26 protein-coding genes are annotated in these 26501 nt (G+C 61.7%); 4 read left to right on the forward strand and 22 right to left on the reverse strand.

What is annotated here, in order from left to right:
- Positions 1–88 precede the first annotated feature (88 nt).
- The 14 genes from gspK to LQT98_RS11460 form a co-directional block, all read right to left on the reverse strand.
- The gene (gspK, locus tag LQT98_RS11395; RefSeq protein ID WP_231462433.1) at positions 89–1036 is read right to left on the reverse strand and encodes a type II secretion system minor pseudopilin GspK; all 948 of its coding nucleotides are present in this window, start codon (positions 1034–1036) and stop codon (positions 89–91) included.
- 29 nt (positions 1037–1065) lie between these two features.
- Positions 1066–1638, reverse strand: coding sequence for a type II secretion system protein GspJ (locus tag LQT98_RS11400; RefSeq protein WP_231462434.1), 573 nt, complete (start codon positions 1636–1638; stop codon positions 1066–1068).
- Entirely contained in the window at positions 1638–2018 is a 381-nt protein-coding gene (gene gspI, locus LQT98_RS11405; protein ID WP_231462435.1) for a type II secretion system minor pseudopilin GspI, read from the reverse strand. The genes LQT98_RS11400 and gspI overlap by 1 nt, the downstream gene beginning before the upstream one ends.
- Positions 2015–2491 (reverse strand): type II secretion system protein, encoded by a 477-nt coding sequence (locus LQT98_RS11410; RefSeq protein ID WP_231462436.1) that lies wholly within the window; start codon positions 2489–2491, stop codon positions 2015–2017. The genes gspI and LQT98_RS11410 overlap by 4 nt, the downstream gene beginning before the upstream one ends.
- A 13-nt stretch (positions 2492–2504) precedes the next feature.
- Positions 2505–2948 carry a type II secretion system major pseudopilin GspG gene (gene gspG, locus LQT98_RS11415; protein ID WP_082150993.1) on the reverse strand — a complete coding sequence of 148 codons (444 nt, stop codon included), beginning with the start codon at positions 2946–2948 and terminating at the stop codon, positions 2505–2507.
- Between the two features lie 28 nt (positions 2949–2976).
- Positions 2977–3237 carry a hypothetical protein gene (locus tag LQT98_RS11420; protein ID WP_048409557.1) on the reverse strand — a complete coding sequence of 87 codons (261 nt, stop codon included), beginning with the start codon at positions 3235–3237 and terminating at the stop codon, positions 2977–2979.
- Between the two features lie 24 nt (positions 3238–3261).
- A complete protein-coding gene (gene gspF, locus LQT98_RS11425) occupies positions 3262–4473 on the reverse strand; it encodes a type II secretion system inner membrane protein GspF (protein WP_048409556.1) in 1212 nt (403 codons plus the stop codon).
- Entirely contained in the window at positions 4473–5933 is a 1461-nt protein-coding gene (gspE, locus tag LQT98_RS11430) for a type II secretion system ATPase GspE (protein WP_231462437.1), read from the reverse strand. Before gspE ends, gspF begins: the two co-directional genes overlap by 1 nt.
- Positions 5930–8077 (reverse strand): type II secretion system secretin GspD, encoded by a 2148-nt coding sequence (gene gspD / locus LQT98_RS11435; protein WP_231462438.1) that lies wholly within the window; start codon positions 8075–8077, stop codon positions 5930–5932. Before gspD ends, gspE begins: the two co-directional genes overlap by 4 nt.
- A gap of 13 nt (positions 8078–8090) precedes the next feature.
- Positions 8091–8720, reverse strand: a complete 630-nt coding sequence (locus tag LQT98_RS11440) for a hypothetical protein (RefSeq protein ID WP_231462439.1) — start codon at positions 8718–8720, stop codon at positions 8091–8093.
- 612 nt (positions 8721–9332) lie between these two features.
- Entirely contained in the window at positions 9333–9650 is a 318-nt protein-coding gene (locus tag LQT98_RS11445) for a hypothetical protein (protein WP_231462440.1), read from the reverse strand.
- A 915-nt stretch (positions 9651–10565) separates the two neighbouring features.
- Positions 10566–12347 carry an acyl-CoA dehydrogenase C-terminal domain-containing protein gene (locus LQT98_RS11450; protein ID WP_231462441.1) on the reverse strand — a complete coding sequence of 594 codons (1782 nt, stop codon included), beginning with the start codon at positions 12345–12347 and terminating at the stop codon, positions 10566–10568.
- 221 nt (positions 12348–12568) lie between these two features.
- Complete coding sequence (locus tag LQT98_RS11455; protein ID WP_231462442.1) at positions 12569–13501, reverse strand: electron transfer flavoprotein subunit alpha/FixB family protein; 933 nt, start codon at positions 13499–13501, stop codon at positions 12569–12571.
- Positions 13502–13504: 3 nt separating this feature from the next.
- Complete coding sequence (locus LQT98_RS11460; RefSeq protein ID WP_231462443.1) at positions 13505–14254, reverse strand: electron transfer flavoprotein subunit beta/FixA family protein; 750 nt, start codon at positions 14252–14254, stop codon at positions 13505–13507.
- Between the two features lie 320 nt (positions 14255–14574).
- Between LQT98_RS11460 and LQT98_RS11465 the strand changes: the two genes are divergently transcribed.
- Complete coding sequence (locus tag LQT98_RS11465) at positions 14575–14991, forward strand: MaoC family dehydratase (RefSeq protein ID WP_231462445.1); 417 nt, start codon at positions 14575–14577, stop codon at positions 14989–14991.
- Positions 14992–14994: 3 nt separating this feature from the next.
- Here the strand turns inward: LQT98_RS11465 and queG are convergent, their stop codons facing one another.
- Positions 14995–16077: a tRNA epoxyqueuosine(34) reductase QueG gene (gene queG / locus LQT98_RS11470; protein WP_331282544.1), complete on the reverse strand. Its 1083-nt coding sequence runs from the start codon at positions 16075–16077 to the stop codon at positions 14995–14997.
- Between queG and tsaE the strand changes: the two genes are divergently transcribed.
- Together tsaE and LQT98_RS11480 are read left to right on the forward strand one after the other, a co-directional pair.
- Entirely contained in the window at positions 16076–16561 is a 486-nt protein-coding gene (tsaE, locus tag LQT98_RS11475) for a tRNA (adenosine(37)-N6)-threonylcarbamoyltransferase complex ATPase subunit type 1 TsaE (RefSeq protein WP_369799204.1), read from the forward strand. The genes queG and tsaE overlap by 2 nt on opposite strands.
- Entirely contained in the window at positions 16522–17763 is a 1242-nt protein-coding gene (locus tag LQT98_RS11480; RefSeq protein ID WP_048409545.1) for an N-acetylmuramoyl-L-alanine amidase, read from the forward strand. The genes tsaE and LQT98_RS11480 overlap by 40 nt, the downstream gene beginning before the upstream one ends.
- Positions 17764–17824: 61 nt before the next feature.
- Here LQT98_RS11480 and yacG read toward each other — a convergent pair whose 3' ends face one another.
- The 7 genes from yacG to LQT98_RS11515 all read right to left on the reverse strand — a co-directional run bounded on the left by yacG (position 17825) and on the right by LQT98_RS11515 (position 24705).
- Positions 17825–18013, reverse strand: coding sequence for a DNA gyrase inhibitor YacG (gene yacG, locus LQT98_RS11485; protein WP_048409544.1), 189 nt, complete (start codon positions 18011–18013; stop codon positions 17825–17827).
- A 38-nt stretch (positions 18014–18051) separates the two neighbouring features.
- Positions 18052–18810 carry a cell division protein ZapD gene (zapD, locus tag LQT98_RS11490; RefSeq protein WP_048409543.1) on the reverse strand — a complete coding sequence of 253 codons (759 nt, stop codon included), beginning with the start codon at positions 18808–18810 and terminating at the stop codon, positions 18052–18054.
- Positions 18811–18848: 38 nt separating this feature from the next.
- Complete coding sequence (coaE, locus tag LQT98_RS11495; RefSeq protein ID WP_231462446.1) at positions 18849–19460, reverse strand: dephospho-CoA kinase; 612 nt, start codon at positions 19458–19460, stop codon at positions 18849–18851.
- On the reverse strand, positions 19450–20319 hold the full coding sequence (locus LQT98_RS11500) for a prepilin peptidase (protein WP_231462447.1): 870 nt from the start codon (positions 20317–20319) through the stop codon (positions 19450–19452). Before LQT98_RS11500 ends, coaE begins: the two co-directional genes overlap by 11 nt.
- Positions 20316–21539: a type II secretion system F family protein gene (locus LQT98_RS11505; RefSeq protein WP_048409540.1), complete on the reverse strand. Its 1224-nt coding sequence runs from the start codon at positions 21537–21539 to the stop codon at positions 20316–20318. Before LQT98_RS11505 ends, LQT98_RS11500 begins: the two co-directional genes overlap by 4 nt.
- 71 nt (positions 21540–21610) lie before the next feature.
- Positions 21611–23317 (reverse strand): type IV-A pilus assembly ATPase PilB, encoded by a 1707-nt coding sequence (gene pilB, locus LQT98_RS11510; RefSeq protein WP_048409539.1) that lies wholly within the window; start codon positions 23315–23317, stop codon positions 21611–21613.
- Between the two features lie 221 nt (positions 23318–23538).
- Entirely contained in the window at positions 23539–24705 is a 1167-nt protein-coding gene (locus LQT98_RS11515) for a porin (protein ID WP_048409538.1), read from the reverse strand.
- 187 nt (positions 24706–24892) lie between these two features.
- Here LQT98_RS11515 and LQT98_RS11520 point away from each other — a divergent pair, with 187 nt between their 5' ends.
- On the forward strand, positions 24893–26455 hold the full coding sequence (locus tag LQT98_RS11520; protein ID WP_331282545.1) for a cryptochrome/photolyase family protein: 1563 nt from the start codon (positions 24893–24895) through the stop codon (positions 26453–26455).
- Positions 26456–26501 lie beyond the last annotated feature (46 nt).

The following is a 26501-nucleotide window of genomic DNA, read 5'->3' on the forward strand; positions in this document are numbered from 1 at the left end:
GCCCTGGGCGCTGACTTCGCCACGCGCGCCCAGCAAGGCCCAGGGCAGGCCCGGTTCGCTATCGGGCCAGCCAGCCCGCAAATACAATCTAAGCGTTGTCATTCTGGTTTCCATTTCCCCTGGCCGGCTGCGGCCGCCCGGCGCCGTCTTGCCGCCACAGCGCCTTCACCACGTTCATATTGCTGTAGATCAGCGCCCGCATGTCCAGGCGCGCGCGTTCCAGCCGCGCCGAGCTGTCCAGCATGAAATAATTCGAGGCCGCCGCGATATCGGTGTCGGCGATGATGCCGGGCGCCGGCAGCCGCGCCTTGAAATCATTGGCGTCCTTGTAGTAATTGACCTTGCGCTGGTTGAGCAGCACCAGCAGATTGCCGTCGCCGACCCCCGGCAACAGCGTTTTCATCACCGCCGGCGTGGCGGTGTTGATATTGATCTGACTGACCTCCGCCGGCAGCGCCGCAACATGCGGCAGCAGCTTGTCCAACACCTCCGGGGTATAGCCCGGCACCCAGCGCAGCATTTCCACTCGCAGCAGCGGATGGCCCGGCGCCGCCGCGCCCGGCTCCGGCAGCCGGCTTTCGCCTGCGGGCTGGCTGGCCTCGTCCTGGTCCTTGCCGCCGCGCAACTGCTTGACCAGCGGATCGGACAAACGGGTAGGCAGGCCCAGCGTGGTCAGCAGCCGCTTGTAGAACACCAGCTGCCGCGCATTGGGCTGGCCGTTCTGCACCAGCGAATTCAGATTGAAGCGCCCTTGCAGATCGCTCAACTGCCCGGCCACGGTCACGCCCTGGGCCTCGGTCTGCGGCAGCGGCTGCGCCCACAGCTGGGACAAGGCCACCACGCCGTTGCCGGCCGCGCCGTTGTTGAAGCGCAGGATTTCCATCGCCCAGCCCAGACCGGCGTCGGCCACCAGCCTCAGCTGGGCGCGATTGCGGTCGTTGTCGAGCTGATGCCACCACAGGCCTTGCTGCCACAACACCAGCGAGGCCGCGGTGGTGGCCAGCGCCACGATCAGCAAGGCCATGATCACCGCCATGCCTTGTTGCTTCCCGCGCGGCCCCGACTTCATGGCAATGCCCATATCCGTTTCGCCCATTCATTGCCCGGCATGCGGATGCGCATTTCCAGCGCGCGCGGGCTGCGCGAGGGACTAGCCTCGCGCGGCGGCCAGTTGTCCAGCCAATTGCCGTCGTCTAGCAGCACGCGCCAACGCACCGCGGCATCCTTGCCCAGCAGCGTGTACGCGGTCGGCGCCGCGCCCTGGGCGTCGCCGGCGGCCCAACTGAGCCCTTGCGCGCCGGCGCGGTAGCTGATGCGCTCCTCGCCGCCGGGATAGCGAGCGGAAAAATTCTGCAAGGTCAGCGTCTGGCCGTCGCCATCGCTTTGCAACAGCAGCTGGCTGGCGCCGAGGCTGGGCCCCTGGCCTTGCGTCGGCGCCGGCACCTGGCCGCTCAGATCGCCTTCCAGCCGCCGGAACGCGCGCGCCGCGTCCACCCATTGCTGGCTGGTCTGCATCAGGCGTTCGCGCGAAATCAGCAAGGAGCCGAAGGCCTTGTAGCCGAGCACCGACAGGATGGCGAGCAAGCTCATCGCCACCAGGATCTCGATCAAGGTCATCCCGTCCTGCCGGCCGCGCATCACGAGCCGCCTCCGGCGTTCATGCGCAGATAACCGGTCATCTCGGCCAGCACGTAACGGCTGTCGCTCTGGGCCAGCACCCGCACCACCACTTTGCGGAAATTGGGGTTCGGAGTCTGGCTGATCACACGCTGCCAACGCCAGCGCGCACCGTCGTCTTCCAGCTCTCCCGCCTGCTCGCCCACTTCCGGCCATTCCCGGCGCGCCTGCATCAGCGCGATCATGTTCTGCGCTTCCCAGGCCGCCTGCATCCGGCGCTTCATGCCTTCGCCATTGTCGGCGGCCAGGCCGGTGGCGCGCAGCAGCGCGCCCAAGGCCACGGCGATGATGGCCAGCGCCACCAGCACCTCAAACAGCGTAAACCCGCGCACGCATCTCATTGGCCTTCGTCCACCTGGCTGCGCCCCAGCGGCGACAGTGTCACCGCCAGCCGGCGGGTGTCGGTCTTGATTTCCAGCGCCAGCGCGTTGGCGCGGCCGTCCTGCCACAGCGGCAGCGGCCGACCCACCGGCCAGGGCTGGCCGTCCAGCAGCAGGGCCCCGCCATGGATGCCTTCCGGCCACAAGCGGTCGGCCAACAGTTCGTCGTTGGCGCCGCCCCAGTCGCCGTTGTCGCCGCGACGGCGAAAGCCGTAGCCCTTGGCGTCGGCCACCAACGCCAGCGGATCGCCCATTTCGGCGGCGTCCGCCGCCTGTTCCAGCACCCGTGCCAGCCGATAGGCCTCGTCCGAGGCCTGGCGATGGGTGTCCGGCCGCATGCTCAGCGTCACCGTGGTGGCCAGCACCCCGATGATCAGCATCACCACCATCACTTCTATCAGGGTGAAGCCGCGCGCCGGCACGGAGGAAGTCATCGGCGAGCCAACCTTACTTGACTACGTCCCAGTTGCCGATATCGGCGTCCACGCCCTCGCCGCCCGGCTCGCCGTCGGCGCCGAAGCTCCAGATGTCGATCTCGCCGTGGGTGCCCGGATTCGCGTACTGGTAGGGATTGCCCCACGGGTCCTTGGGCAGGCGCTCCAGATAACCGCCCGGTTTCCAGTTTTTCGGTTCCGGCGCCGAGCTCGGTTTCTGCACCAGCGCCTGCAGGCCCTGGTCGCTGCTGGGATAGCGGCCGTTGTCCAGGCGGTACAGCTTCAGGGCCTGGCTCAAGGCGCCCAAGTCCTGCTTGGCGGCGACGGCGCGCGCCTCGTCCGGGCGGCTCATCACCTTGGGCACCACCAGTGCCGCCAGCACGCCGAGGATCACGATCACGACCATGATTTCGATCAGGGTGAAGCCGCGTTGGGCCGCTTGGGAAAGGTGTCGCATATCTGCTCCTACTGCCATATGTTCAGGGTTAAAACAGCGAGGGGCCGTCGCCGGACAGCGCCCACACGCCGGACGGGCCGGCATTGGCCGGCTTCAATTGGCCGAGCTTTCTCAGCTCCGCCGCCGCCCAGCTCATATCGTACTGCCAGGTGTAAAACAATTCGGTGCCTTCCAGCTCGCGCTGATGCGCGTGCCAGATATGCTTGGCCACCGTCAGCCGCTCCGCCTTGCCGCCGTGCGCGGCCAACGCTTCCAACACCCATTGCTGCAAAACCGCCTTGTGAGACATTGCCGTGCTTCTTTCCGCAAAAAATCAATGCACCATCTGGTTCATGTCGATGATGGGCATCATGATGGCCAGCACGATCAACAAGACCATGCCGCCCATGAACAGGATCAGCAGCGGCTCCATCAGCGTGGTGAAGGTGGCGAGCTTGCGCTCGACTTCCTGCTCCTGCTGCTGGGCGGCGCGGTCCAGCATATGGGCCAGCGTGCCGCTGGATTCGCCGCTGCCGATCAGATGAATCAGCACCGGCGGGAATTGGCGGGTGGCGTGCAGCGCGCGCGACAACGCCACGCCTTCGCGCACCTTGGCCATCGCCTCGCTGACCGCGTCCTGCATCGGCAGCAGCGTCATCAGCCCGCGCGCCGTTTCCAGCGCGGTCAGCAGCGGCACGCCGCTGCCCACCAGGATGGACAGGGTACTGGCCATGCGCGCGGTGTTGAGCGCGCGCAGCAGCCGGCCGAACACCGGCAGTTTCAGCAGCCGGGCATGGAAGCGCCGCTTCAGCGCCGGCGCGCGCAGAGCACGCACGGTCAGGAACAGCGCGGCGACGATGCCGACCAGCAGCGCGACGCCCCACTGGCGCAGAAAATCGCTGGCGGCCACCAGCGCCCGGGTCAGGAAGGGCAAGGTCTGCTTGGTCTGGGCGAACACGCTGACCACCTGCGGCACCACATAGCTCATCAGGCCGGCCACCACCAGGATGGCCACCACGGTAACCACCGCCGGATAGGCCATCGCCAGCATCACTTTCTGCTGGGTGTTCTGGCGCTTGTCCAGGTATTCGGCCAAGCGCGCCATCACGGTGTCGAGATGGCCGGACTGTTCGCCAGCCTGGACCAGGGAACGATACAGCGGAAAAAACACGCCGGGCGCGGCGGCCAGCGCCTGGGCGAAGCTCTTGCCTTCCAGGATGTCGCTGCGCAAGGCAGCCAGCACGGTGCGGCTGCGCGGATGCTCGCACTGCTCGGTCACCGCGGTCAGCGCCTTTTCCAGCGGCAGGCCGGCGTTGAGCAAGGTGGACAGCTGTTCGGTGATCATCACCAGCTCCGCGCGCGGCAGGCCGCGGCGCAAGGCGATGCTGCCGGCGTCGCCGCTCTTGGCGTTGACGCTTTCCACCTCCACCGGCAGCAGGCCGCGCTCACGCAGCTGGCTGCGCGCGGCGCGCGCGGAATCGGCCTCGAGCAGGCCTTTCTGCTCCTTGCCGGCGGGATTGAGCGCGGTGAAACGGAAGGCGGCCATCAGTTTCTCGTCACCCGCATGATTTCTTCCAGCGAGGTCTCGCCGGCCTTGACCCAGCGCAGGCCGTCGTCGCGCAGCGAGCGCATGCCATGGCGGGCGGCGTGATCGCGCATTTTCTGTTCCGAGGCGCGGTCGTGGATCAGGCGCTGCAGCGCATCGTCGACCAGCAGCAGCTCATAGACGCCGTAGCGCCCCTTGTAGCCGGAATGGCCGCAGACCGGGCAGCCCACCGGCCGGTAATGCGGGGTATCCGCCGCGCCTTCCAACGGCACCGGATGCGGCGCCTTGCACTGCGGGCACAGCCGGCGCACCAGGCGCTGCGCCATCACCCCCAGCAGGCTGGACGCCAGCAGGAAGGGTTCGACGCCCATGTCCACCAAGCGCGTCACCGCCGAGGCGGCGTCGTTGGTGTGCAGCGTGGCCAGCACCAGGTGGCCGGTCAGCGAGGCCTGCACCGCGATCTGCGCGGTTTCCAGGTCGCGGATCTCGCCTATCATCACCACATCAGGATCCTGACGCAGAATCGCGCGCAGCGCCTTGGCGAAACTCATGTCGATGCGCGGATTGACCTGGGTCTGACCCACGCCGTCCAGGTGATACTCCACCGGGTCTTCCACCGTCATGATATTGGTGTGCTGGGCGTCCAGGCGGGACAGCGCCGCGTACAAGGTGGTGGTCTTGCCCGAGCCGGTGGGGCCGGTGACCAGCAGAATGCCGTGCGGCTGGCGGATCACCTTGTCCACCGCCTGCAGAGTGTCCGCCGCCATGCCCAGCGTGGCCAGGTCGAGACGGGCGTTTTCCTTGTCCAGCAGGCGCAGCACCACGCGCTCGCCGTGGCTGGTGGGCAGGGTGGACACCCGCACATCCACCGGGCGGCCGCCCAGGCGCAGCGAGATGCGGCCGTCCTGCGGAATGCGTTTTTCCGCGATGTCGAGATTGGCCATGATCTTGATCCGCGACACCATGGCCGCGTGCAAGGCGCGATGCGGGCTGACCACGTCGCGCAGCGAGCCGTCCAGGCGAAAGCGCACCACCGAGCGGTCTTCGAAGGCCTCGATGTGGATGTCGGAGGCGCCGTCGCGCAGCGCCTGGGTCAGCAAGGCGTTGATCATGCGGATGATGGGCGCGTCGCCCTCGCTTTCCAGCAAATCCTCCACCGTCGGCAAGGACTCCACCATCTGGGTCAGGTCCAGGTCCTGGCCGATATCGTCCACCACCTCGGCCGCCGCGCCGTCGCGGTTGGCGTAGTGCTCGGACAGGCGCTTGTCGAACAGCGCCGCTTCCAGCGTCTCGATGCCGGACAAGCCCTGGCCGTGCAGACGCAACACTTCGGCCCAGGCCTCGGGCCGGCAGTCCTCGCGCAGCAGCAGATGGCGGCCGCTCTCCCCGTCCAGCAGGATCACGCCGTTGGCGCGCGCGAACGGAAAGGCCAGCGTCGGCGACAGCTTGGGCTTGTTCATTTCGGCTGCGCCTTCAGGCTCTGCTCCAGCGTGGAGCGGATACCGCCCTCCGGCAGCGATTTCAGCGCCGAATCCAAGTTCATCTGCAGCTTTTCCTTCTCGACCTTTTGGCCCTCGCCGATGATGTAGTTGTAACGATCGGTGGCGATGGAACGCGCGCCCAGATCATCGCGAATGATGGTGGGCTTGATGAAGATCATCAGATTGGTCTTGTTGCGCTGCTTGTTGCTGTAGCGGAACAAAGCGCCCAGCCACGGGATGTCGCCCAGCAGCGGCACCTTGCTCTCATTGTCGCTCACCGTTTCCTGCAGCAGGCCGCCGATGGCGATGATGCCGCTGTCGTCGACATTGGCGATGGTCTCGATCAGGCGTTTGTTGGTAGTCGGCCCTTGCGGGTTCTTCTCGGTGCCCGGCACGATGGTGGACGCTTCCTGCAGAATCTTCATGCGGATGGAACCGCCTTCGGAAATCTGCGGCGTGATTTCCAGGTTGAAGCCTATGGTCTTGCGGTCATAGGTCTGGAAGGGATTGACCGCGCCGCCGCTGCTGCCGCCGGTATTGCTGTACTGGCCGGTCAGAATGGGCACTTCCTGGCCGATCTGGATCTTGGCCTTCTCATTGTCCATCGCCATCAAGGACGGGCTGGACACGATGTTGCCGCCCACCTCGGTTTCCATCGCCTTGGCCAGCGCACCCATGTTCAGCACGGTGCCGATGCCGGGAATATTGACCGTGCCCTTGACCCAGCCCACGTTCAGGCCGCCGGAGCCGGCCAGAGTGCCCAGCGGCGTGGCGGCGGTGCCGCCGGCCAGCGCGCCGCCGGACAAGCCGATGATGCCGGGGCCGCTGTTGCCGGGGAAGTTGGTGCCACCGAACACGCCGGCGCCGTTGCCATTGAGCGCGCCCAGCGCCTGCCATTGCACGCCCAGCTCCATCGCCCGCTGCGCGGCCACCTCCACCACCAACGCTTCCACCAGCACTTGGGCGCGGCGTTTGTCCAGCAGGTCGATGACATTGCGCAGATTCTGGTACATCGCGTCCGGCACGTTCAGGATTAGCGCGTTATTGGTGGGATCGGCCTGGATCATGGAGCCGCCGCCGCCGGCGCCGCTGCTGCTGCCGCTGGCCGCGCTGTCGCCGCCCACCGGGCTGGCCGCCTGCGCGGCGCTGGACGAAGACGCGGACGAAGCGCTGGAGCCACTGCTCGAGCTGCTTTGGTTCAACAAGCTGGAACTGGAGCCGCCATTGGTCGACACCGCGGTGCGCCCCTGCAGCGGGCCGGCGTCGCCGGTCATCAAGGCGCGCAGCGTCTGCGCCACCTTGCCGGCCTCGGCGTTTTTCAGATAGACCACGCGCACATTGGCGCCGGCCTGACTGGGCTGATCCAGCAGCTTGAGCAGGCTTTTGACCTTGCCTATCTTGCCGGGGGTATCGGCGCGCACCATCAGCACATTGGCGCGCGCGTCGGGAATAATGGTAGTTTTGCCGCCGTCGGCGCCAGCGCCGCTGTCCTGCAGCAGCTTGTTCAGGCTGCCGGCCAACTCCACCGCGGAGCCGAACAACACCGGTATCACCACGGTATCGCCAGCGGCGGCGCTTTCGATCGAATCAATGATGGACTCGATGCGCTGGATATTGTCGGCGTAGTCGGTAACGATCAGCGCATTGGACTGCGGATAGGCGGCAATGGTGTTGTTGGGCGACACGATGGGCCGGATCACCGGCACCAACTGATTGGCGTTGCCGTATTTGAGCGTGAACACCTTGGTGATCAGGCGGTCGCCGTCGCCGCGTGGAATGCCCTTGCTGGCCTTGGCGTGCAGCTTGGCGTCGGCCTCCGGCACGATCTTGACCACGCCGCCGCCCTCCACCGCGGAAAAGCCCTGCAAGCGCAGCGATGACAACAAGATCTGGTAGGACAGCGCGCGCGGCACCGGCTTGCTGGACACGATGTTGACCGTGCCTTTCACCCGCGGGTCGATGATGAAGTTCTTGCCGGTGATCTCGCCTATCGCCTTGACCACGGTTTCGATGTCGGCGTTGACGAAGTTGAGCATCACCGCGTCATTCTGCGGCGCGGCGGCCAGGACGGCATTGCAACTGTAGACCAGGGCCAGGATGGCGACGAGTTTGTGGACACGCATATATTCAGTCTTCTTATTGGCGAACCATGCTGGCGGAATCCAGCCCAGGTTGCTGCGGGGTTTCAGGATTCACAGGAACCACGGCGGGGGGAGAAACGGGAGCCTGGGACGGAGGAGCGACCGGGGACGGTATCGGCATGGACGGTGGAGCCACGCCGCCAGCGCCGCCGGAACCGGGGGCACGTTCGATCAGCGGCACGAACTGCTCGCTGCCGCCGGAGCGCATCACCACGCCGGAAGCGGTGATCCGGGCCAATTCCCAGCCGTCCGGCGTTGTCTTGCCCTGCAGCAAGGCCACCGAGCGGCCATTGTCATCGATCACGGCGAAGCCCGGCACGCCGGAAGCCTGCGGCGCGTACACGCCTATCAGCCGCACCGGCGGCAAGACAACCGCCTGCTGCGCCACCGGCTCGCCAAACCAATGCGCAATCGCCACCTTGGCGGCGGCGGATTGCGGCGCTGGCTCGCTTAAGCCTCGCCACTGCTTGGCGGCGGGGCCGAACCACGGCGCCACGGCCGTGCCCAGCCACACGGCGGCGCCTGCCAGCGCCAGCCAGGGCAAGGCGGCGACCAGACGCCCCAGCACCGCCGCCGACGGCAACAACCGTTTCCCCTTTTCACTCCAATGGACCACTTGCTTCATGCATTTGGGCTTCTGTTATATGAGATAAGCAAAGCTCCACAAGGGGAGCCGCACGACACACCAAGCATGCTTGCTCTTGTTAGAACTTGTTCAAAGTCTGCGACGCTTCGGCGCTAGGGCGTTGAAAACATCTTCAGAATGCTCACCTACCGTATGCTTCTTCAGCCGCAACGCCTTGTCTCGCGCTTGCTCGCGAGACTTTGAACGAGCTCTCAAAGAGTCGCCAAAAACCCCAGTGCAGCACCGATTGCCGTCGTCTGATGCGCTATCGGCCTCTGCGCGTCTCGTCTCAAGGTCTCCAAGCCAGCCCGCTCGGCGGACAAACGCGTACGACAGCCTGTTCACCAAAACAGCTTGTTTGAGGCTCTGTGCAGCAAATTATTCGCACGACAAATAGATACAGTCAACGCAAAAAATGACTATATCGCATATCGAATTCAACATCATTAAATTTGTCGCCATCAAGCAATGATTGAGCAATGACAGCCATATGGCATGCCCATGACGCAATTCCGTCCGCGCGCCTTAATCGGGACAGGATAATGGAAATCCTCGCCCTAATCCTGATGGCCTAGCCTGCGGACCCATCAATATTGCCACGAATCGTAGAGACTACTTACTCTTTATGTAATGAAAATAGAGCGCTACAGACAAGCCGATGCCAAGCAAAAGCAGCAGCAGGATCAGCCAGGGGGGTATTAGCCACCCCGATACTGGACTAACAAGAATAGTCGAAAAGGAAAAATACACGATCAATATTGCGACTCTTTTACCGCCCGCATACATGGAGCCCGCCGCGCCAAGCAAGGCAAGCAGGGCTCCGATAAGCGCGGGCGTAAAAATCAGGCTGGCGACAAAAGCCAATACCGACAAAAACAAGCCAAACCATCCCGCCCACAAGCCCAGCCTCATCCTCCATTTGGGCATCATTGCTTCCTTTCACTCTGGCTTTTGGCCCCTCTTGCAGCATCGCTGCTGATTCTTTCGGCAATCGCCATCGCCTCCTCCCGGTTTATATTCAAAGCGCTGATCGCCCACCCTCCCCTCATCTGCCCAACAAGCATTGATCATCTGCTTCCTACTTGAGCCATACAAGCACTCAAGCATTGCAGTCCTCACGATGACTCACGCCTATTATCCGCAACACTCGTGCGAGCACTGACTCAAATGACTGCACATCAGCGATACCTCTATATGGCCAACAACACCGTCTCTCCTATCCAAATCCAGATTTACCGGGCCTCCCAGTCCTAAGAACCTGTTCAAAGTCTCGCGAGCAAGGGCGAGACAAGGCGAAAACGAGCGAAAAAGCGGAATGTACACGTGGTATATGAGCATTTTGAGCTCGTACTCACCATGCAACGGCTCACGAAGCGCAGCAGACTTTGAACAGGTTCTAAGCGCACCAGCCAATCACACCTTATACAAGCCGTTCGACTTAGGGCCGCCAATAAAAATCAATTTCACGCCTGAGGCAAATTAGCGGAACGCAGCATTAGGAATTTCATTAGCCACTCTCAAGCATTATTGAAAGAAGAAACGGCCCCAGAAACAGGCAAGGTAAATATCGAAACTGTGATTAGCACAGCCTCTAAATGTGAAAAATACTCAACCATATAAGTTCAGGCAGACTCAAACTTTATTGGCCATTTACCTCTCGCCGAAAAGCTTGACTATTTAAAATCAAACAAACCACTCAGGTCAACGCAACGAGAGCCCCCATCAAAAACCGCATCATCCGTACCACACCAACATAAAGACAAATTATATTTTTCTCAAAAAATAAATGCATTTAATAAAAAAGCCGCACTTCACAGTGCGGCTTTTACTGACTAGCTATGCAAATCAGAACCAGGCTTCATCCATCTCCAGCACGCTGTCCGCGCCCGCGACGATGGCCGCGGCCAAGCCTCCCACCTGCGGCAGCAGGTGCTCGCCATAAAAACGCGCGGTGGCCAGCTTGGCCTGCAAGAAGTCCTGATCCACCTCGGCCTCACCCAGCCTGGCCTTGGCGATCAAGGCCGCGCGAGCCATCTGCCAGCCGCCCAGGGTGATGCCCATCAGCTTGAGGAAAGGCACCGAGCCGGCGGCCGCCCGCTGCGGCTGCTCGGCGAAGGTCGCCAGGATGAAATCGACGCAGCCGCGCGCCTGCTTGACCGCCTCATCCAGATTGTCCGCCAGACTGGCCAGCCCGGCCGCGCGCAATTTGGCCACGCAGCCCGTGGCCTCTTCCAGCAAGGCGCGCGCGGTGGCGCCACCATCGCTGGCGGTCTTGCGCCCGATCAGGTCCAGCGCCTGGATGCCGGTGGTGCCTTCGTAAATCGCGGTGATGCGCGCGTCGCGGTAATACTGGGCGACGCCGGTTTCCTCGATATAGCCCATGCCGCCATGCACTTGCAGCGCCAGGCTGGTGATTTCATTGGCCTGCTCGGTGTTCCAGCCCTTGACCACGGGAATCAGGAAATTGACCAGCGCCTGGTTGCGCGCCGCTTCGCTGGCCACCGGGTGGCGCGCGGCGCGATCCAGCGCCGCCGCCGCATACAAGGTCAGCGCCCGCTGCGCTTCCACTTGGGCGCGCATGGTCAGCAGCATGCGGCGCACGTCAGGATGGCGGATGATGGCCACGCCGCTGGGATCGGGCGAGCCCACTGCGCGGCTCTGCACCCGCTCGCGCGCGTATTCCACCGCTTTCTGGTAGGCGCGCTCCGACACCGCCATGCCTTCAATGCCCACGCCCAAGCGCGCGTGGTTCATCATGGTGAACATATAGTTCAAGCCTTTATTGGCTTCACCGACCAGATAGCCGATCGCGCCGTCCTGGTCGCCGAAGCTCATCACCGCGGTGGGACTGCCATGGATGCCCAGCTTGTGCTCCAGCGACACGCAACGCACATCGTTGCGCGCGCCCAGGCTGCCATCGGCGTTGACTAGGAATTTGGGCACGATGAATAGCGAAATCCCTTTCACCCCGGCCGGCGCGTCCGGCAGCCGTGCCAGCACCAAGTGGACGATGTTGTCCGCCATATCGTGCTCGCCCCAGGTGATGAAGATTTTCTGGCCGCTGATGCGGTAGCTGCCATCCGCCTGCGGCAGCGCCTTGCTGCGAACCTGAGCCAGGTCGGAGCCGGCCTGCGGCTCGGTCAAATTCATGGTGCCGGTCCATTCACCGCTGGACATGCGCGGCAGATAGATACTCTTGAGTGCGTCCGACGCGTGGTGATGGATGGCCTCGACCGCGCCCAGGGTCAGCAGCGGCGCCAGCGAAAACGCCAGATTGGCCGAGCACCACATCTCCTCGGCCGCGGCCGCCACCAAGGCCGGCATGCCCTGACCGCCATAGGCTTCCGGCGCGCGCAGCCCCACCCAGCCGGCCTCGACATACTGCTGCCAGGCATCCTTGAAACCGGGCGCGGCGCTGACTTCGCCATCGCGCCATGTCGCGCCCTGGTCGCCCTGCTTGTTGATCGGCGCCAGCACGCCTTCGGCGAACTTGGCGCCCTCTTCCAGAATGGCGTCCACCAGTTCCACCGAACATTCGCCATAGCCGGGCAAGCCGCAGATGGCCGGCAGTTCGGCCAGCTCGTTGAGCGCGAATTGAATGTCCTTGATCGGTGCTTGATAAATCATCGCCTTCTCCTCGTGTTTGGATGGCTTGGACCGCCGGTTCGGCCGGCAATCGGTTTCTATTTGCAGACATGGAAAAGCCGGCAAGCGCCGCGACGGGTCCGGACCGCATCGGGCCGATGACTGCGCGCGGGCGTTGCCGGCTGAATATTATTGTTCCGACGGCCGTGCGGCACGCCGAACCCTGTCCACGCCGTCGAGAAACTCGCGGCGCGGATCCGGGATTATTTGGACAACTCGGCCATCAACTCCGGCACCACGGTGAACAGGTCGCCGACGATGCCGTAATCCGCCACCTGGAAGATGGGCGCTTCCTCGTCCTTGTTGATGGCAACGATCACCTTGGAGTCCTTCATGCCGGCCAGGTGCTGGATCGCGCCGGAGATGCCGACCGCGAAGTACAGCTGCGGCGCCACTACTTTTCCGGTCTGACCCACCTGGTAGTCGTTCGGCGCATAGCCGGCGTCCACCGCGGCGCGGGAAGCGCCGACAGCGGCGGAGAGCTTGTCCGCCAGCGGATCAATCACCGCCTTGAACTGCTCTTCGGAGCCCAAGGCGCGGCCGCCGGAAACGATGACCTTGGCCGAGCCCAGTTCCGGACGATCGGACTTGGTCAGCTCCTGGCCGACAAAGCTGGACAGCTGCGCGTCGGCGGCCGCGGCCACGGTTTCCACCGCGGCGGAACCACCCTGGCCCGCCGCGTCGAAGGCAGTGGTGCGCACGGTGATGACCTTGATCGGGTCGACGGATTGCACGGTGGCCAACACATTGCCGGCGTAGATGGGCCGCACGAAGGTGTCGGCGGACTCGACGGCGACGATCTCGGAGATCTGCGCCACGTCCAGCAAGGCGGCCACGCGCGGCAGCAGGTTCTTGCCGAAGGAGGACGCCGGCGCCAGCACATGGCTGTAGCTCTTGGCCAGGCCGGACACCAGCGCGCCCAGGTTTTCAGCCAAGCCGTGCGCGTAGTGCGCGGCGTCGGCCAGCAGCACCTTGGCGACGCCGGCCACGCTCTTGGCGGCCTCGGCGGCGGCGGCGGCGTTGTGGCCGGCCACCAGCACATGCACTTCGCCCAACTTGGCGGCGGCGGTAATGGTGTTCAGGGTGCCTGCTTTCAGGCTCTGGTTGTCGTGTTCAGCGATAACGAGAATGGCCATGGCTTACAGCACCTTTGCTTCGGTTTTCAGTTTGGCGACCAGCTCGGCGGCATTGGCCACCTTGATGCCGGCGCTGCGCTTGGAGGGCTCGGCGACCTTCAGCGTCTTCAGCCGCGGAGCCGGGTCCACGCCCAACTCAGCCGTCGTGGTCTTGTCCAGCGGCTTTTTCTTGGCGGCCATGATATTGGGCAGCTTGATGAAGCGCGGCTCGTTCAGGCGCAGGTCGGAGGTGACCACCGCCGGCAGACGCAGCTTGACGGTTTCCAGGCCGCCGTCGATCTCACGGGTGACATCCACGGTTTCAGCGCTCAAATCCACCTTGGACGCGAACGTGCCCTGGCCCCAGCCCAGCAGCGCCGACACCATCTGGCCGGTCTGGTTGGCGTCGTCGTCGATCGCCTGCTTGCCGACGATCAAGAGCTGCGGCTGTTCCTTGTCCGCCACCGCTTTCAGCAGCTTGGCCACCGCCAGCGGCTGCAGCTCGGCATCAGTTTCCACCAGGATGGCACGATCCGCGCCCATCGCCAGCGCGGTGCGCAGCGTTTCCTCGCATTGCTTGACGCCCAGCGACACCGCGACGATTTCGCTGACCTTGCCGGCTTCCTTGAGGCGCACCGCCTCTTCCACCGCGATTTCATCAAACGGGTTCATCGACATCTTGACGTTGGCGATATCCACGTCAGTGCCGTCGGCCTTGACCCGAACCTTCACGTTGTAATCCACAACGCGTTTCACAGCGACTAGAACTTTCATATTCCTCCAACAAACCTCTGGACATCTCTTAAAGAAACCTGGGGCGGCCTAGCGCCGCCGCCGCGCCATCATTGGGCGGCCGTTTCAGAAATGCCGCCGTCTGGATTGATCGAACGCGGAAGCAGCAATTGCCGAAGCAAGCTTGATTATGCCTCAAGCACAAATTCAAACGAGCGTTTGGTTGGCATGTATTGCATGCGGCGTGGCAAAAACGCAACTTGCCGCCGATAGTACGTGATTTCTCGGCAATTTGCATTTCAGCCCAAAGCTGTCACAATGCAGTGCAGCATTTTCCCGTCATAATCAAGTCAGGAGCGGTCATGACTGTCTGGTTTGAAGATCTTCAGCTCGGCGATTACGCCGAATTCGGCAAGACCATTACCGAAGCCGATGTGCTGATGTTCGCAGCGGTGTCCGGCGACAACAACCCGGTGCACATCAATCAGGAATACGCGGAGCAAACACCGTTCGAGACTCGCATCGCGCACGGCATGCTGACGGCCAGCCTGATTTCCACGGTTGTTGGCACCCAGCTACCCGGCCACGGCACCATCTACCTGTCGCAATCCACCCGCTTCAAGGCCCCGGTGCGCATCGGCGACACCGTGATTGCCCGCGCCACCGTGATCGAGCTGAATCCGGACAAGCACTTCGTCAAACTGGCAACGCAGTGCACGGTCCGCGGCAAGGTGGTGCTGGAAGGCGAATCCCTGGTCAAGGCGCCCAGCAAAAACTGAGTGTCACCCCATGACGCCGTGCCGAGCCAGCGCCCAGCGCACCGGCTCGGCCACCATCTCGTCGGGAAAATCCAAGCGCGCGCGCAGCCCCGCCACCACTTCCGGCGTGGTGGGCGCGTTGCCCAGGCCCACCGCCAGATTGGACAGCCATTTGACGTAGCCGATGCGGTAAATCGGGCTGCCAGCCATCTTCTGCTTGAACTCGGCCTCGCTCCAAGCGAACAACTCTAGCAAGCTCACGTCGTCCAGACCATGACGCACCGCAAAATCGGCCTCGGCGCTGTCCACCGCGAAACGGTTCCAAGGACAGAACAGCTGGCAATCATCGCAGCCGTAAACGCGATTGCCGATCAAGGGCCGCATCTCCTCCGGAATCGCCCGCTTCAGTTCTATCGTCAGATAGGAAATGCAGCGGCGCGCGTCCACGGTATACGGCGCGACGATGGCCGCGGTGGGACAGACATCGATGCAGCGGGTGCAGCGGCCGCAATGGCCGTCTTCCGCCTCGTCCTCGGGCAAGGGCAGATCGGTGAACAACTCGCCCAGGAAGAACAGCGAGCCCTGATTCTTGGTCAACAGCAGGGTGTGCTTGCCGCGCCAGCCCAGGCCGGCCTGGGCCGCCAGCGCCACTTCGGCCACCGGCGCGCTATCGGTGAACACCCGGTAGCCGAAATCGCCGATCTCCCGCTTGATCCGGTCCGCCAGCGCCTGCAGCCGGTTGCGCAGCACCTTGTGATAGTCGCGCCCCAGCGCGTAGCGCGATAGATAGGCGCGTCCGCCATCGGCCAGCACCTCGGCGGGATCGCGGGCTTGCGGCCAGTAATGCATGCGCAGCGACACGATGGACAAGGTGCCGGGCACCAGATCGGCTGGTTTGACCCGCAGCGCGCCGTGGCGGGCCATATAGTCCATTTCGCCGTGATAGCCGGCGGCAAGCCAGGCATCCAGCTTCTGCTCGGCCTCCGGCGGCAGGCTGGCGCGACCGATTCGGGCATCGGCAAACCCCAATTCTCGCGCCCAGGCTTTGATTTGGCGCGCCAATTCGGGATAATCCGGTTTTTGTAAAGAGTTTTCGGTCATGGCCATGGATGATACCAGCGTTCGCTGCGGCTACCTGGAAGATGAAACCGCCACCCTGGCGCTGGGCAAAGCCTTCGCCGAGGCGGCGCAAGCCGGCCTCGTCGTTTACCTGCTTGGCGATCTGGGCGCCGGTAAAACCACCTTCACGCGCGGTCTGCTGACCGCGCTCGGCCATGCCGGCAAGGTGAAAAGCCCCACCTATACTTTGGTGGAAAGCTATCCGCTTTCTCACTATAGCGTGCACCATTTCGACCTGTACCGCTTCGCCGATCCGGAAGAATGGGAGGATGCGGGCTTTCGCGAACACTTCGGTCAGGACAGCCTGTGCTTGGTCGAATGGCCGGACAAGGCAGCGGATTTGCTGCCGCGCGCCGACATCGTGCTGGAACTAGCCGTGGCCGGAAACGGTCGCAATTATCGTTTACTTGCCCACTCTGAAACCGGACAGTCATGCCTGATTCGACTTTCGATCCCTTCCGCCGCCGTCTGATCGGCGCGGCCGCAGCCACCTTCATGCTGTCGGTGAGCCGCATCGGCTTTGCCGCCAGCAGCCAGATCGTCGCCCTGCGCATCTGGCCGGCGTCCACTTACACCCGCATCACGCTGGAAGCCAGCGAGGCAATCCAGTACAAGCAATTCACCATCGCCAACCCCAACCGGCTGGTGATAGACCTGCAAGGCGTGCAACTCAATAGCGTGCTCAAGGACATCGGCGGTCAGATTTCCGCCGCCGACCCCTATATCAAGACCGCTCGCGCCGGCCAGTTCGATCCGGAAACCGTGCGCCTGGTGCTGGAACTGAAAGCCGACGTCAAGCCGCAGGCTTTCACGCTGGCACCAGTGGCCGAGTACAAGCACCGACTGGTGGTGGACCTCTACCCAGCCGGGGGCCAGCAGGACGATCCCTTGCTGGCGCTGCTGCAGGACTACAACAAAGGCAAGCTGGAACAACCGGCGCCGCAGATCAAGCCCAAGAAAAAAGACAGCGGCCGCCCCATCATCGTGATGCTGGACCCTGGCCACGGCGGCGAAGACCCCGGCGCCGTCGGTCTGAATGGCACGCGTGAAAAGGACGTGGTGCTGCGCATCGGCAAGCAGTTGAAACGGCTGATCGATGCGGAAAGCAATATGAAAGCCTATATGACCCGCGAGGAAGACGTGTTCATCCCGCTGGGCGTGCGGGTGGCCAAGGCGCGCAAGCTGAACGCGGATCTATTCGTCTCCATTCACGCCGATGCCGCGCCCAACCGCGCCGCGCGCGGCTCTTCGGTGTTCGCCTTGTCTGAAAAAGGCGCCACCAGCGCTTTCGCCAAGGCGCTGGCGCAAAGCCAGAACGACGCCGACCTGATTGGCGGCGTCAAGATAGGCAGCAAGGACAAATACCTGGCCCACACCCTGCTGGACCTGACTCAAACCGCTACCATCAATGACAGCCTGAAGTTGGGCAAGACCGTGCTGGGCCATTTGGGCGGCCTCAACAAGCTACACAAGAGCGCGGTGGAGCAAGCCGGCTTCGCGGTGCTGAAGGCGCCGGACATTCCGTCCATCCTGGTGGAAACCGCCTTCATCTCCAATCCGGAGGAGGAGCAGCGCCTGCTCAGCAGCGATTTCCAGCAGCAAATGGCCAACGCCATTTTCACCGGCATGAAGGGCTATTTCTCGCAGGGCGCGGCGCTGGCCGCCCGAGCCTGAGTCCAAGCCAAAAACAAACAGGTCCCTGACGGGACCTGTTTTTTTATCGGCTCTCCGGTGCTCACTCGCCGCGGCTCGCCTCGCTCGGCGACTCTTCCTGCGCCGGCACCCGATAGCTTTCCGTCGCCCACTCGCCCAAATCGATCAGACGGCAGCGCTTGCTGCAGAACGGGCGGAACTGGCTTTGCGGTTCCCAGCGCACCGGGGCGCGGCAGGTGGGACAGGCGACAACGCGAACAGAATCAGACATGGCTTCTCAAAACTTGGCTACAGATCGGCAAAAGCCGGTCAGAACTTGCAATTGGTCAGGTGAAATTCGACATCCTGCTCGGTCTGACGCGGCCGGGACTCCCCGGTCACCGCGCTGACGAAGCGGATATTGAGCGCGTATTTGTTGGCGGACAGCTCGGGCAGCAACTCCAGGCCGCCATCATAGGCGACGCGGATCAGTTGCACCACCTTCCCGCCCGACATCTGCTGGAACACGCCGCGACGCGCCACATAGTGGTGAGTCTTGCCGCTGTCGCGCAGCAAGGTCAGCAGGATGCCCGCGGCCTCGGCGGTCGGCATCAGCGGCGTGGCCCAGCGTTTGATGTCCTGACGCCGCACCTCCGCCGTTTTTTGCTGCCATAGGTGGTAGGACGGTAGATCGAACTGGCAGGTGCCTCCGGGAATGCCCGCGCGCTGCTTGATCGCCATCAGCCATTCATTCTCGCGCAGGTGCTGGCCGAACTTTCCGGTCAAGGCCAACAACCGGCTGGACGCGTGCTCGATATCTTCCAGCACGCCTTCCAAAGTTTCCTCCGCTACCTGCGGATTCTCGCGCAGCGCTTCCAACATCTGCTTCTGCCGCTCCAGCTCCTGTAACAGATCCGCCTTCAAGTCGGCGCGCGAGGCGGTTTCCATCAGCTCGAACAACACCAGCAGCGCCGCATGATGGTCATAGGGATGATCCTTGCCAATGAAATGCCCCAGGCGTGCGTAGAGATGCTCCAGGCGGAGCAGGATGCGGGTTCGCTCGGTGACGGGAAACTCAAAACTGATCACGGCGCATCGGCCCTTCTGCTTGGCTCGCGAGAGCCCGGTTATGGTCTATCGGCTAGGCTGGCAAGATAATAATCGTGTTTGGCGTCGACTTGAAGCCTCAATGCAGCCAAGCTGTCATTATTACAAATTATATCGTCGGCTTGCGCGCGCCGCTGCGCGCGCGAGCATTGCGCCGCCATGATCGCGCGCACCGCGGCCTCATCCAGGCCATTACGCTGCATCACCCGCTCAATCTGGATGGCTTCATCGCAATCCACCAATAAAGTACGCGCCAACAAGGGCAGATAATGCCCGGACTCGAACAGCAAGGGCACCACCAGCACTCTATAGGCGCCGTGCGCCGCCGCGAGCCGCGCAATGCTTTCCTGGCGGATCATAGGATGCAGCACACCCTCCAGGCGCTGGCGGCTATCGGCATCGGCAAATACCCGCTCGCGCATCCAGGCGCGATCCAAAGCGCCGTCGGCGCGCATCGCGCCGGCACCGAACTCCGCCACCAAGGCCGGCATCGCCGCGCCTTGCGGCCCAGTCAGCTCATGCGCGATGCGGTCGGTATCGATCACGGGCACGCCCAGTTCGGCGAAACGGTCTGCCGCGGCGCTCTTGCCGGAACCGATGCCTCCGGTCAGTCCCACAACTTTAATAGCCATGCAAATACCAATTCACTATGCCCGGCCCCCAGATCAGCGCGACCCAGCCGGCGATGGCAAGATAGGGGCCAAACGGCAAGGGTTGGCCACGACCGTGCTTGGCCAGCAGGATCAAGCCTACGCCCACCAGCGCCCCCACCAACGACGACAGCAGGATCACCAATGGCAGCAAGGTCCATCCCAGCCATGCGCCCAGCGCCGCCAGCAGCTTGAAATCGCCGTAACCCATGCCCTCCTTGCCCGTGGCCAGCTTGAAGCCGTGAAACAACAGCCACAAACTCAAATAGCCCGCCATCGCGCCTATCACCGCTTCCGCCAGCGGAACGGTGCCGGTCAGCAGATTGAACAGCAAGCCGCCCCATAGCAGGGGCAGGGTCAGATTATCCGGCAACAGCTGCGTGTCCACGTCGATAAAGGCCAAGGCCAGCAACACCGCGCTCAGCGCCATATAGGCAGGCAATTGCGCGGACCAGCCGTAGCGCCAGGCCAGGAAGGCGAACGCCAAGCCGGTCAACAGCTCCACCGCCGGATAACGCCAGCTGATCTTGGCCTGGCAACCGCCACAGCGTCCGCGCAACAGCACGAAGCTCAACAAGGGGATGTTCTGCCACGGCCGCACTTCGGCCCGGCACTGCGGACAATGCGAAGCCGGCCTCAGTAAATTGTAAGCCTCGGCCTCCTCCGCCTCTCCCTGTTGCAAGCAATCGACGCAATTCCTGCGCCACTCGGCCTCCAACATCTTGGGCAAGCGATGAATGACTACGTTCAGAAAACTGCCCAGCAACAAACCCAACACCAGCACCACGCCGGCAAAAGCCAAGGGATACGCGCCGGCAATCCAGCGCCACTCATCTATCATCCAACCACCTGCCCCATCTTGAAAATCGGCATATACATCGCAATGATCAAGCCGCCGATCAACACCCCCAGAATCACCATGATGGCCGGTTCCAGCAAGCTGGACAGCGCGGCCACCGCATTGTCGACTTCTTCTTCGTAGAAATCCGCCACCTTGTCCAGCATCTGGTCCAGCGAGCCGGACTCCTCGCCGATCGAAGTCATTTGCAACACCATATTGGGGAACAGATCCGTGCGCTGCATCGAATAATTCAGGCTGGAGCCGGCGCTGACATCGCTTTGAATGCGCTTGGTGGCGTCAGCGTAAACCTGATTGCCGGAGGCGCCGCCCACAGAATCCAGCGCCTCCACCAAGGGCACGCCGGCGGCGAACAAGGTGGACAGGGTGCGCGCCCAGCGCGCGATGGTGGCCTTGCGGATAATGTCGCCGATCACCGGCAGCCGCAATAGCACGCGATCCAGCTTTTCCTGCAGCTTGGGCGTGCGCTTGAACGCATACAGAAAACCGAACAGGCCACCGAAAATCACCCCGAAAATCAACCACCAGTAATGGACGAAGCCATCCGATAGCCAGATCACGAATAGCGTCGGCGCCGGCAGATTGGCGCCAAAGCTGGAGAACAGATCCTTGAAGGCCGGAATCACGTAAATCATGATGACGGCGGTGATGATCAAGGCGGTGCCGACAATGGCCGACGGATAAATCAACGCCGACTTGATCTTGCCTTTGATCGCCATCACCTTTTCCTTATAGGTGGCCAGCTTTTCCAGCAAGGAGTCCAGCACCCCGCCGGTTTCACCGGCGGCGATGATGTTGCAGAACAGCTTGTCGAAGTACAGCGGACGCTTGCGGAAAGCCTCCGCCAACGACAAGCCGGTTTCCACATCCGCGCGCACCTCCAGCAACATCTTGGTCACCGCTGGATTGCTATGCCCCTTGGCGGCGATGTCAAATGCCTGCAGCAGCGGCACGCCGGCGCGCATCATGGTCGCCAGCTGCCGCGTGAACAAGGTGATGTCCTTCTCCGTGATGCGCTTGCCGAAACCGGCGCGCCGACGCTTGATCTTGACGACGTTGATGCCCTGACGCCGCAGCTGGGTCTTGGCCACCGCCTCGGACTCCGCCCGCAATTCCCCGCGTATCGCCTTGCCCGCCCTGTCCTTGCCTTCCCATTCCCAGACAAAGCCCGGCGTCGCTTTTTTCGCTACCGTGACTGCCATTCCATGGCCTCTTTCTTATTCCAAGCTTTCAGAGCCGCCGATCAAGCGCGGCTGGATCCCTAATCTCATGCTTATTCATTGGTTACCGCCTCGATCTCGGTCAGCGAGGTCAGCCCGGCCTTGACCTTGAGCAGGCCGGCGTGGCGCAGATCCACCATGCCCTCCTGCCGCGCCAAGTCGGCGATGTCGATGGCGGTGCCATTCTGCATGATCAGCCGCGTCATCGCATCGGTGATCGGCATCACTTCGTAGATGCCGGTACGGCCGCGATAACCGGTATTGCGGCACTCTTCGCAGCCCACCGGCGCATACGGCTTCCAGCTGCCATCCAGCTCTTCTTTCTTGAAGCCGGCGCGCAGCAGCGCTGCCTCGGGGATATCCGCCGGCTTCTTGCAATGCGCGCACAGGCGTCGCGCCAGGCGCTGCGCCATGATCAACAACACCGAGCTGGCGATATTGAACGGCGCCACCCCCATGTTCAACATCCGCGTCAGCGTGGCCGGCGCATTATTGGTGTGCAGGGTGGAGAACACCATGTGACCGGTCTGCGCCGCCTTGATCGCGATGTCGGCGGTTTCGAAATCCCGGATCTCCCCCACCATGATCACGTCCGGATCCTGACGTAGAAAGGCTTTCAAGGCCGAGGCGAAAGTCAGACCGGCCCTTTCATTGACGTTGACCTGGTTGATGCCCGGCAAGTTGATTTCCACCGGGTCCTCGGCGGTGGCGATATTGATATCCGGCTTGTTCAGCAGATTGAGGCAGGTGTACAAGGACACCGTTTTACCGCTGCCGGTTGGCCCGGTGACCAGCACCATGCCATAGGGGCGCGCAATCGCGTCCAGCAGCAAGCGCTTCTGTTCCGGTTCGAAGCCCAGTTGCTCGATGTCCAGGTTCGCCGCCGACGAATCCAGGATACGCATCACGATCTTCTCGCCATACAAGGTGGGCAAAGTGCTGACCCGGAAGTCGATCGCGCGTGCCTTGGAGATCACCAACTTCATCCGGCCATCCTGCGGCACCCGCTTTTCCGAGATGTCCAGCTTGGAAATGACCTTGATCCGCGAGGCGATCTTTTCCTTCAACACCAGGGGCGGCTGCGATACCTCTTTCAGCACGCCATCCACCCGATAGCGGATGCGATAGAACTTCTCGTACGGTTCGAAATGAATATCGGATGCGCCACCATTGATCGCGTCCAGCAATACCTTGTGGATGAACTTGACCACTGGCGCATCATCCACGTCCGGCTGCGCGCCACTCTCTGCCGGCGCGTCAGGATCGGCAAACTCGAGATCGCCGAAATCCTCGTTCTCCAATGCCTTGATCGCGGCGGTGGCGTCCTCGTTGTACTTGCCGAGCATCTTGCCCAGCTTGTCGTCCTCCACCACCACCACTTCCACCGTCATGCCGGTTTTGAAGGTGATCGCGTGATAGGCCGAGGTCTGGGTAGGGTCCGAGGTGCCGACGTAGAGCTTGTTGCCGCGCTTGAGCAAGGGCAACAACCGTCGGCTGGCGATCAATTCGTCATCTACCAAGCCCTTGGGCAGTTGCTCCAGATCGACGGCGGACATGTCCAGCAAGGGATAGCCGAAGGTCTTGGACGCGAACATCGCAATTTCCTGGGCATTCATCTTCTTGCTCTGGATCAGCTGCTCGACAAAGCTGATATGCGATGCCAGCGACTGCCGCAGAATCGCGTCGGCATCCTGCTGCAGCAACATATTGTTTTGCACCAGGGCTCGACCCAAACCGGAAATTCCCGCCGAAGCTTCCATACGCTTGCAACCTACCTAAAGGACAGAATTGACGATGCGGCGACCGAAACGGAGCCAGAACCCAGCCCCCTCAAGACAACAAAGCCGCCGTTACAACATTATATGCAAAATGTGGGGGGCACTTTGACTTAAATCCCGGAGCAGGACAATTCAAAGCTTCGTTGCGCCAAAATAAAAAAGGACTGCCGTAGCAGTCCTTTCAAGATCAAACTCAGGCTGACTTAGAAGCGATGCACCAAGCCCAGGCCGAAGCTGTTTTCCCTAGCCAGCGCGCCATCTTTCCACTTCACATTACCATAGGAAGTGTAGACGTCGGTCCGCTTGGACAAGGAGTAATCCAGCGCCAACACGAACTGATCATAGCCCGAGTTCGAGAAGTTATTACCGCCAACGCTGACGTCATAACCTTTGACATAGGAGAAATACGGGGTCAGAGAGCCAAAGGTATAGCCCACAGTCAAAGCGGCTTCCTTGGTTTTGATTCGCTGAGTCGTATCAAAAGAAGCTGCGGTTATTTGCGCATTGGCAGACTTAGCGTAAGCATTCAAAGCATTTACGTTGTAAACCACACCAGCATCATCCGTGAACGTCGTTACACCACCAGTTGTGGAGGTGGCCAGGTAGCCCTCAATCTGTTGATAGCCCAAAGCCACATACAGATTATTGGCGTTGTAACCAGCCTCCAAGCGATGCCAATTCTTAACTCCGCCACGCTTGTCTGCATCACCCCAGTTCTGGTAGTTGTACTTGCCGAAGAAGCCGGAGTTTTCGTAGCTCAGACCCAAGTTCCAGGTCTGATTGTTGGTGCGCGAACCGCTATTCGGGTCAATCTTGCGATTTTCATCTGCACCATACAGGAAGGCAAAGCTGAAGCCATACCAATTCGGACTGTCGTAACGGATCGAGTTGTTTTGACGACCATCCAACCGGGTGAACATACCCAGACCGCCGACACTCTCATCACTGTAGAAGCCAGGATCCACTTGTTCCATCATGTCGTTGGCGTAGTTGGACAAGCGACCCAAACGGACTTTACCCCAATTGTCGCCGGCCAAGCCGATGAAGCTATCGCGGGTGGCGAAGCTATCACTGGAGCTACCATTCTTGTTGCCGTTGGTGCCGTCGATATGCACGCGGTTTTCCACCTGCCAGATCGCCTTCAGGCCATTGCCCAGATCTTCATTGCCCTTGAAGCCGATGCGGGAAGTCCAGTCGTTGATTTGGGAGGTGCCTTGCGGCTTGCCATTGGCATCAACCCCAGCACTGGAATTGTAGGTCTTGTTGTACTCGTAACCGCCACGGATTTCACCATAGATGGTAACGTCGGCCATCGCGGCGGCGGCCGGCATCAGGGCGGCGATTGCAAGAGCGATATGCGTCTTGTTCATTGCAGTTCCTTTCAAGTCAGTTGATATTGTCCTGTTGATTTCGCTAGTTCTAAGGCCAGAGAATCCGGACATTTATGTGTCACCGATATGCTCCGGTGATTGCTAGCCTCAATATAAGACCAGCGTTGCGAAAAAACAAAAACAGCATGCACTTTCGACAAAAAACCAAGCAAAAAAACAACACACAGTGGCTAACACATTGTTTCACATAGCCTACAAAGCACAGCCGGACGGCTTGCAAGATGCAAATACACAACACAAGCCAAAGTTTATTGCAAAAAAACAACAGATCATCGCAAATAAAATGGACCATTCATTGTCAGACAATCACACCGCACCATCCACAACCATGAGCAAGTCCTCACTTTATTGGTTCCGACGCGATTTGCGGTTGGAAGACAACCATGCCCTGCAACAAGCCCTGGCCGCAGGCCATCCTGTGCAATGCGTTTTCATTTTCGACACCAATGTCCTGGTCTCCCTTCCCTCTTCGGACCGACGTCTAGGCTTCATCTGGCACTCCTTGCTAGAAATTCGCGACCTACTGCGCGCGGCAGGCGGTGATTTGTGGTGCGAGACCGGAGAACCGCAAGCCATCATTCCCAGGCTCGCCATACAGTTGGACGCCGATACGGTTTACGCCAATGAGGACTACGAGCCTTATGCGCGCCAGCGCGACCAGGGTATCGCGGCCATCCTGAGCGCTCAGGGCAAGGAGCTGCGCCAATGCAAAGACCAAGTCATCTTCGCCAAAGACGAATTGCTCACCGGCGGCGGCAAGCCTTTCACCGTGTTCACGCCCTATTGCAATGCCTGGCTGAAAAGGTTGACGCCCTACCATAGCCAGTCACGGGAGGTGCCGCCGCTGGCCGGGAGGCTGCGCGCACCGGCGGGCGTTCCAGCCATGCCCAACCTGATCGAACTGGGCTTTACCCAGGTCGAACCCTGCCTGTTGAGGCCAGGCATGTCCGGTGCGGCGGAGTTACTGGCCGATTTCTGCCAACAGCGCATTCAGCGCTACCATGAGCAAAGGGACTATCCCGCAGTAAAGGGAGTGTCCTATCTGTCCACTCACTTGCGCTTCGGAACGGTGTCGATACGCCAACTGGTTCAGTTCGCCTGCTTTGACGGCAGCGAAGGCGCGGCTTGCTGGCTGAAGGAATTGATCTGGCGGGAATTCTATCAACAACTGCTCTGGCACTTTCCCGAGGTCGCCGAACACAGTTTCAAGCCACAATATCGCGACCTGGCTTATCCCAATCGCCAAGATTGGCTGGAAAGCTGGCAGAAAGGACTAAGCGGCTATCCGCTGATTGATGCGGCGATGAGACAGTTGAATCAAACCGGCTATATGCACAACCGGCTGCGGATGGTCGCTGCCAGTTTCCTGGTCAAGGATTTGCTGATCGACTGGCGTCTGGGGGAACGCTATTTCGCGGAAAAGCTGCTGGATTTCGACCTGGCGTCGAACAATGGCGGCTGGCAATGGGCGGCCTCCACCGGCTGCGATGCCCAGCCCTACTTCCGGATTTTCAACCCGGTGGCCCAATCGCAAAAATTCGACCCCGCAGGCCGCTTCATCCGGCGCTATCTGCCTGAGCTGGCGCAACTGGATGATCAGGCGATCCACGCACCCTGGCTGGCGAAACAATTACCGGACGGCTTTGTGCTTGGGCGCGACTATCCTACACCCATCGTTGACCATGCCGTCCAACGGCAACAAGCGCTGGCCTTGTTTGGCAGGCAATGAAAAACGCCCGCAAGCGCGGGCGTTTTTCAGCAGGGACAGCCAGGAT

It is taken from the genome of Chromobacterium aquaticum, from assembly GCF_021129195.1.
GTDB classification, from domain to species: domain Bacteria; phylum Pseudomonadota; class Gammaproteobacteria; order Burkholderiales; family Chromobacteriaceae; genus Chromobacterium; species Chromobacterium aquaticum.

Coding starts and splice junctions, on each gene's coding strand:
- gspK (WP_231462433.1), bottom strand. CDS start 1,036: ATGGCGGTGATCATGGCCTTGCTGATCGTGGCGCTGGCCACCACCGCG.
- LQT98_RS11400 (WP_231462434.1), bottom strand. CDS start 1,638: ATGCGCGGCCGGCAGGACGGGATGACCTTGATCGAGATCCTGGTGGCG.
- gspI (WP_231462435.1), bottom strand. CDS start 2,018: ATGAGATGCGTGCGCGGGTTTACGCTGTTTGAGGTGCTGGTGGCGCTG.
- LQT98_RS11410 (WP_231462436.1), bottom strand. CDS start 2,491: ATGACTTCCTCCGTGCCGGCGCGCGGCTTCACCCTGATAGAAGTGATG.
- gspG (WP_082150993.1), bottom strand. CDS start 2,948: ATGCGACACCTTTCCCAAGCGGCCCAACGCGGCTTCACCCTGATCGAA.
- LQT98_RS11420 (WP_048409557.1), bottom strand. CDS start 3,237: ATGTCTCACAAGGCGGTTTTGCAGCAATGGGTGTTGGAAGCGTTGGCC.
- gspF (WP_048409556.1), bottom strand. CDS start 4,473: ATGGCCGCCTTCCGTTTCACCGCGCTCAATCCCGCCGGCAAGGAGCAG.
- gspE (WP_231462437.1), bottom strand. CDS start 5,933: ATGAACAAGCCCAAGCTGTCGCCGACGCTGGCCTTTCCGTTCGCGCGC.
- gspD (WP_231462438.1), bottom strand. CDS start 8,077: ATGCGTGTCCACAAACTCGTCGCCATCCTGGCCCTGGTCTACAGTTGC.
- LQT98_RS11440 (WP_231462439.1), bottom strand. CDS start 8,720: ATGAAGCAAGTGGTCCATTGGAGTGAAAAGGGGAAACGGTTGTTGCCG.
- LQT98_RS11445 (WP_231462440.1), bottom strand. CDS start 9,650: ATGATGCCCAAATGGAGGATGAGGCTGGGCTTGTGGGCGGGATGGTTT.
- LQT98_RS11450 (WP_231462441.1), bottom strand. CDS start 12,347: ATGATTTATCAAGCACCGATCAAGGACATTCAATTCGCGCTCAACGAG.
- LQT98_RS11455 (WP_231462442.1), bottom strand. CDS start 13,501: ATGGCCATTCTCGTTATCGCTGAACACGACAACCAGAGCCTGAAAGCA.
- LQT98_RS11460 (WP_231462443.1), bottom strand. CDS start 14,254: ATGAAAGTTCTAGTCGCTGTGAAACGCGTTGTGGATTACAACGTGAAG.
- LQT98_RS11465 (WP_231462445.1), top strand. CDS start 14,575: ATGACTGTCTGGTTTGAAGATCTTCAGCTCGGCGATTACGCCGAATTC.
- tsaE (WP_369799204.1), top strand. CDS start 16,076: ATGGATGATACCAGCGTTCGCTGCGGCTACCTGGAAGATGAAACCGCC.
- queG (WP_331282544.1), bottom strand. CDS start 16,077: ATGGCCATGACCGAAAACTCTTTACAAAAACCGGATTATCCCGAATTG.
- LQT98_RS11480 (WP_048409545.1), top strand. CDS start 16,522: ATGCCTGATTCGACTTTCGATCCCTTCCGCCGCCGTCTGATCGGCGCG.
- yacG (WP_048409544.1), bottom strand. CDS start 18,013: ATGTCTGATTCTGTTCGCGTTGTCGCCTGTCCCACCTGCCGCGCCCCG.
- coaE (WP_231462446.1), bottom strand. CDS start 19,460: ATGGCTATTAAAGTTGTGGGACTGACCGGAGGCATCGGTTCCGGCAAG.
- LQT98_RS11500 (WP_231462447.1), bottom strand. CDS start 20,319: ATGATAGATGAGTGGCGCTGGATTGCCGGCGCGTATCCCTTGGCTTTT.
- LQT98_RS11505 (WP_048409540.1), bottom strand. CDS start 21,539: ATGGCAGTCACGGTAGCGAAAAAAGCGACGCCGGGCTTTGTCTGGGAA.
- pilB (WP_048409539.1), bottom strand. CDS start 23,317: ATGGAAGCTTCGGCGGGAATTTCCGGTTTGGGTCGAGCCCTGGTGCAA.
- LQT98_RS11515 (WP_048409538.1), bottom strand. CDS start 24,705: ATGAACAAGACGCATATCGCTCTTGCAATCGCCGCCCTGATGCCGGCC.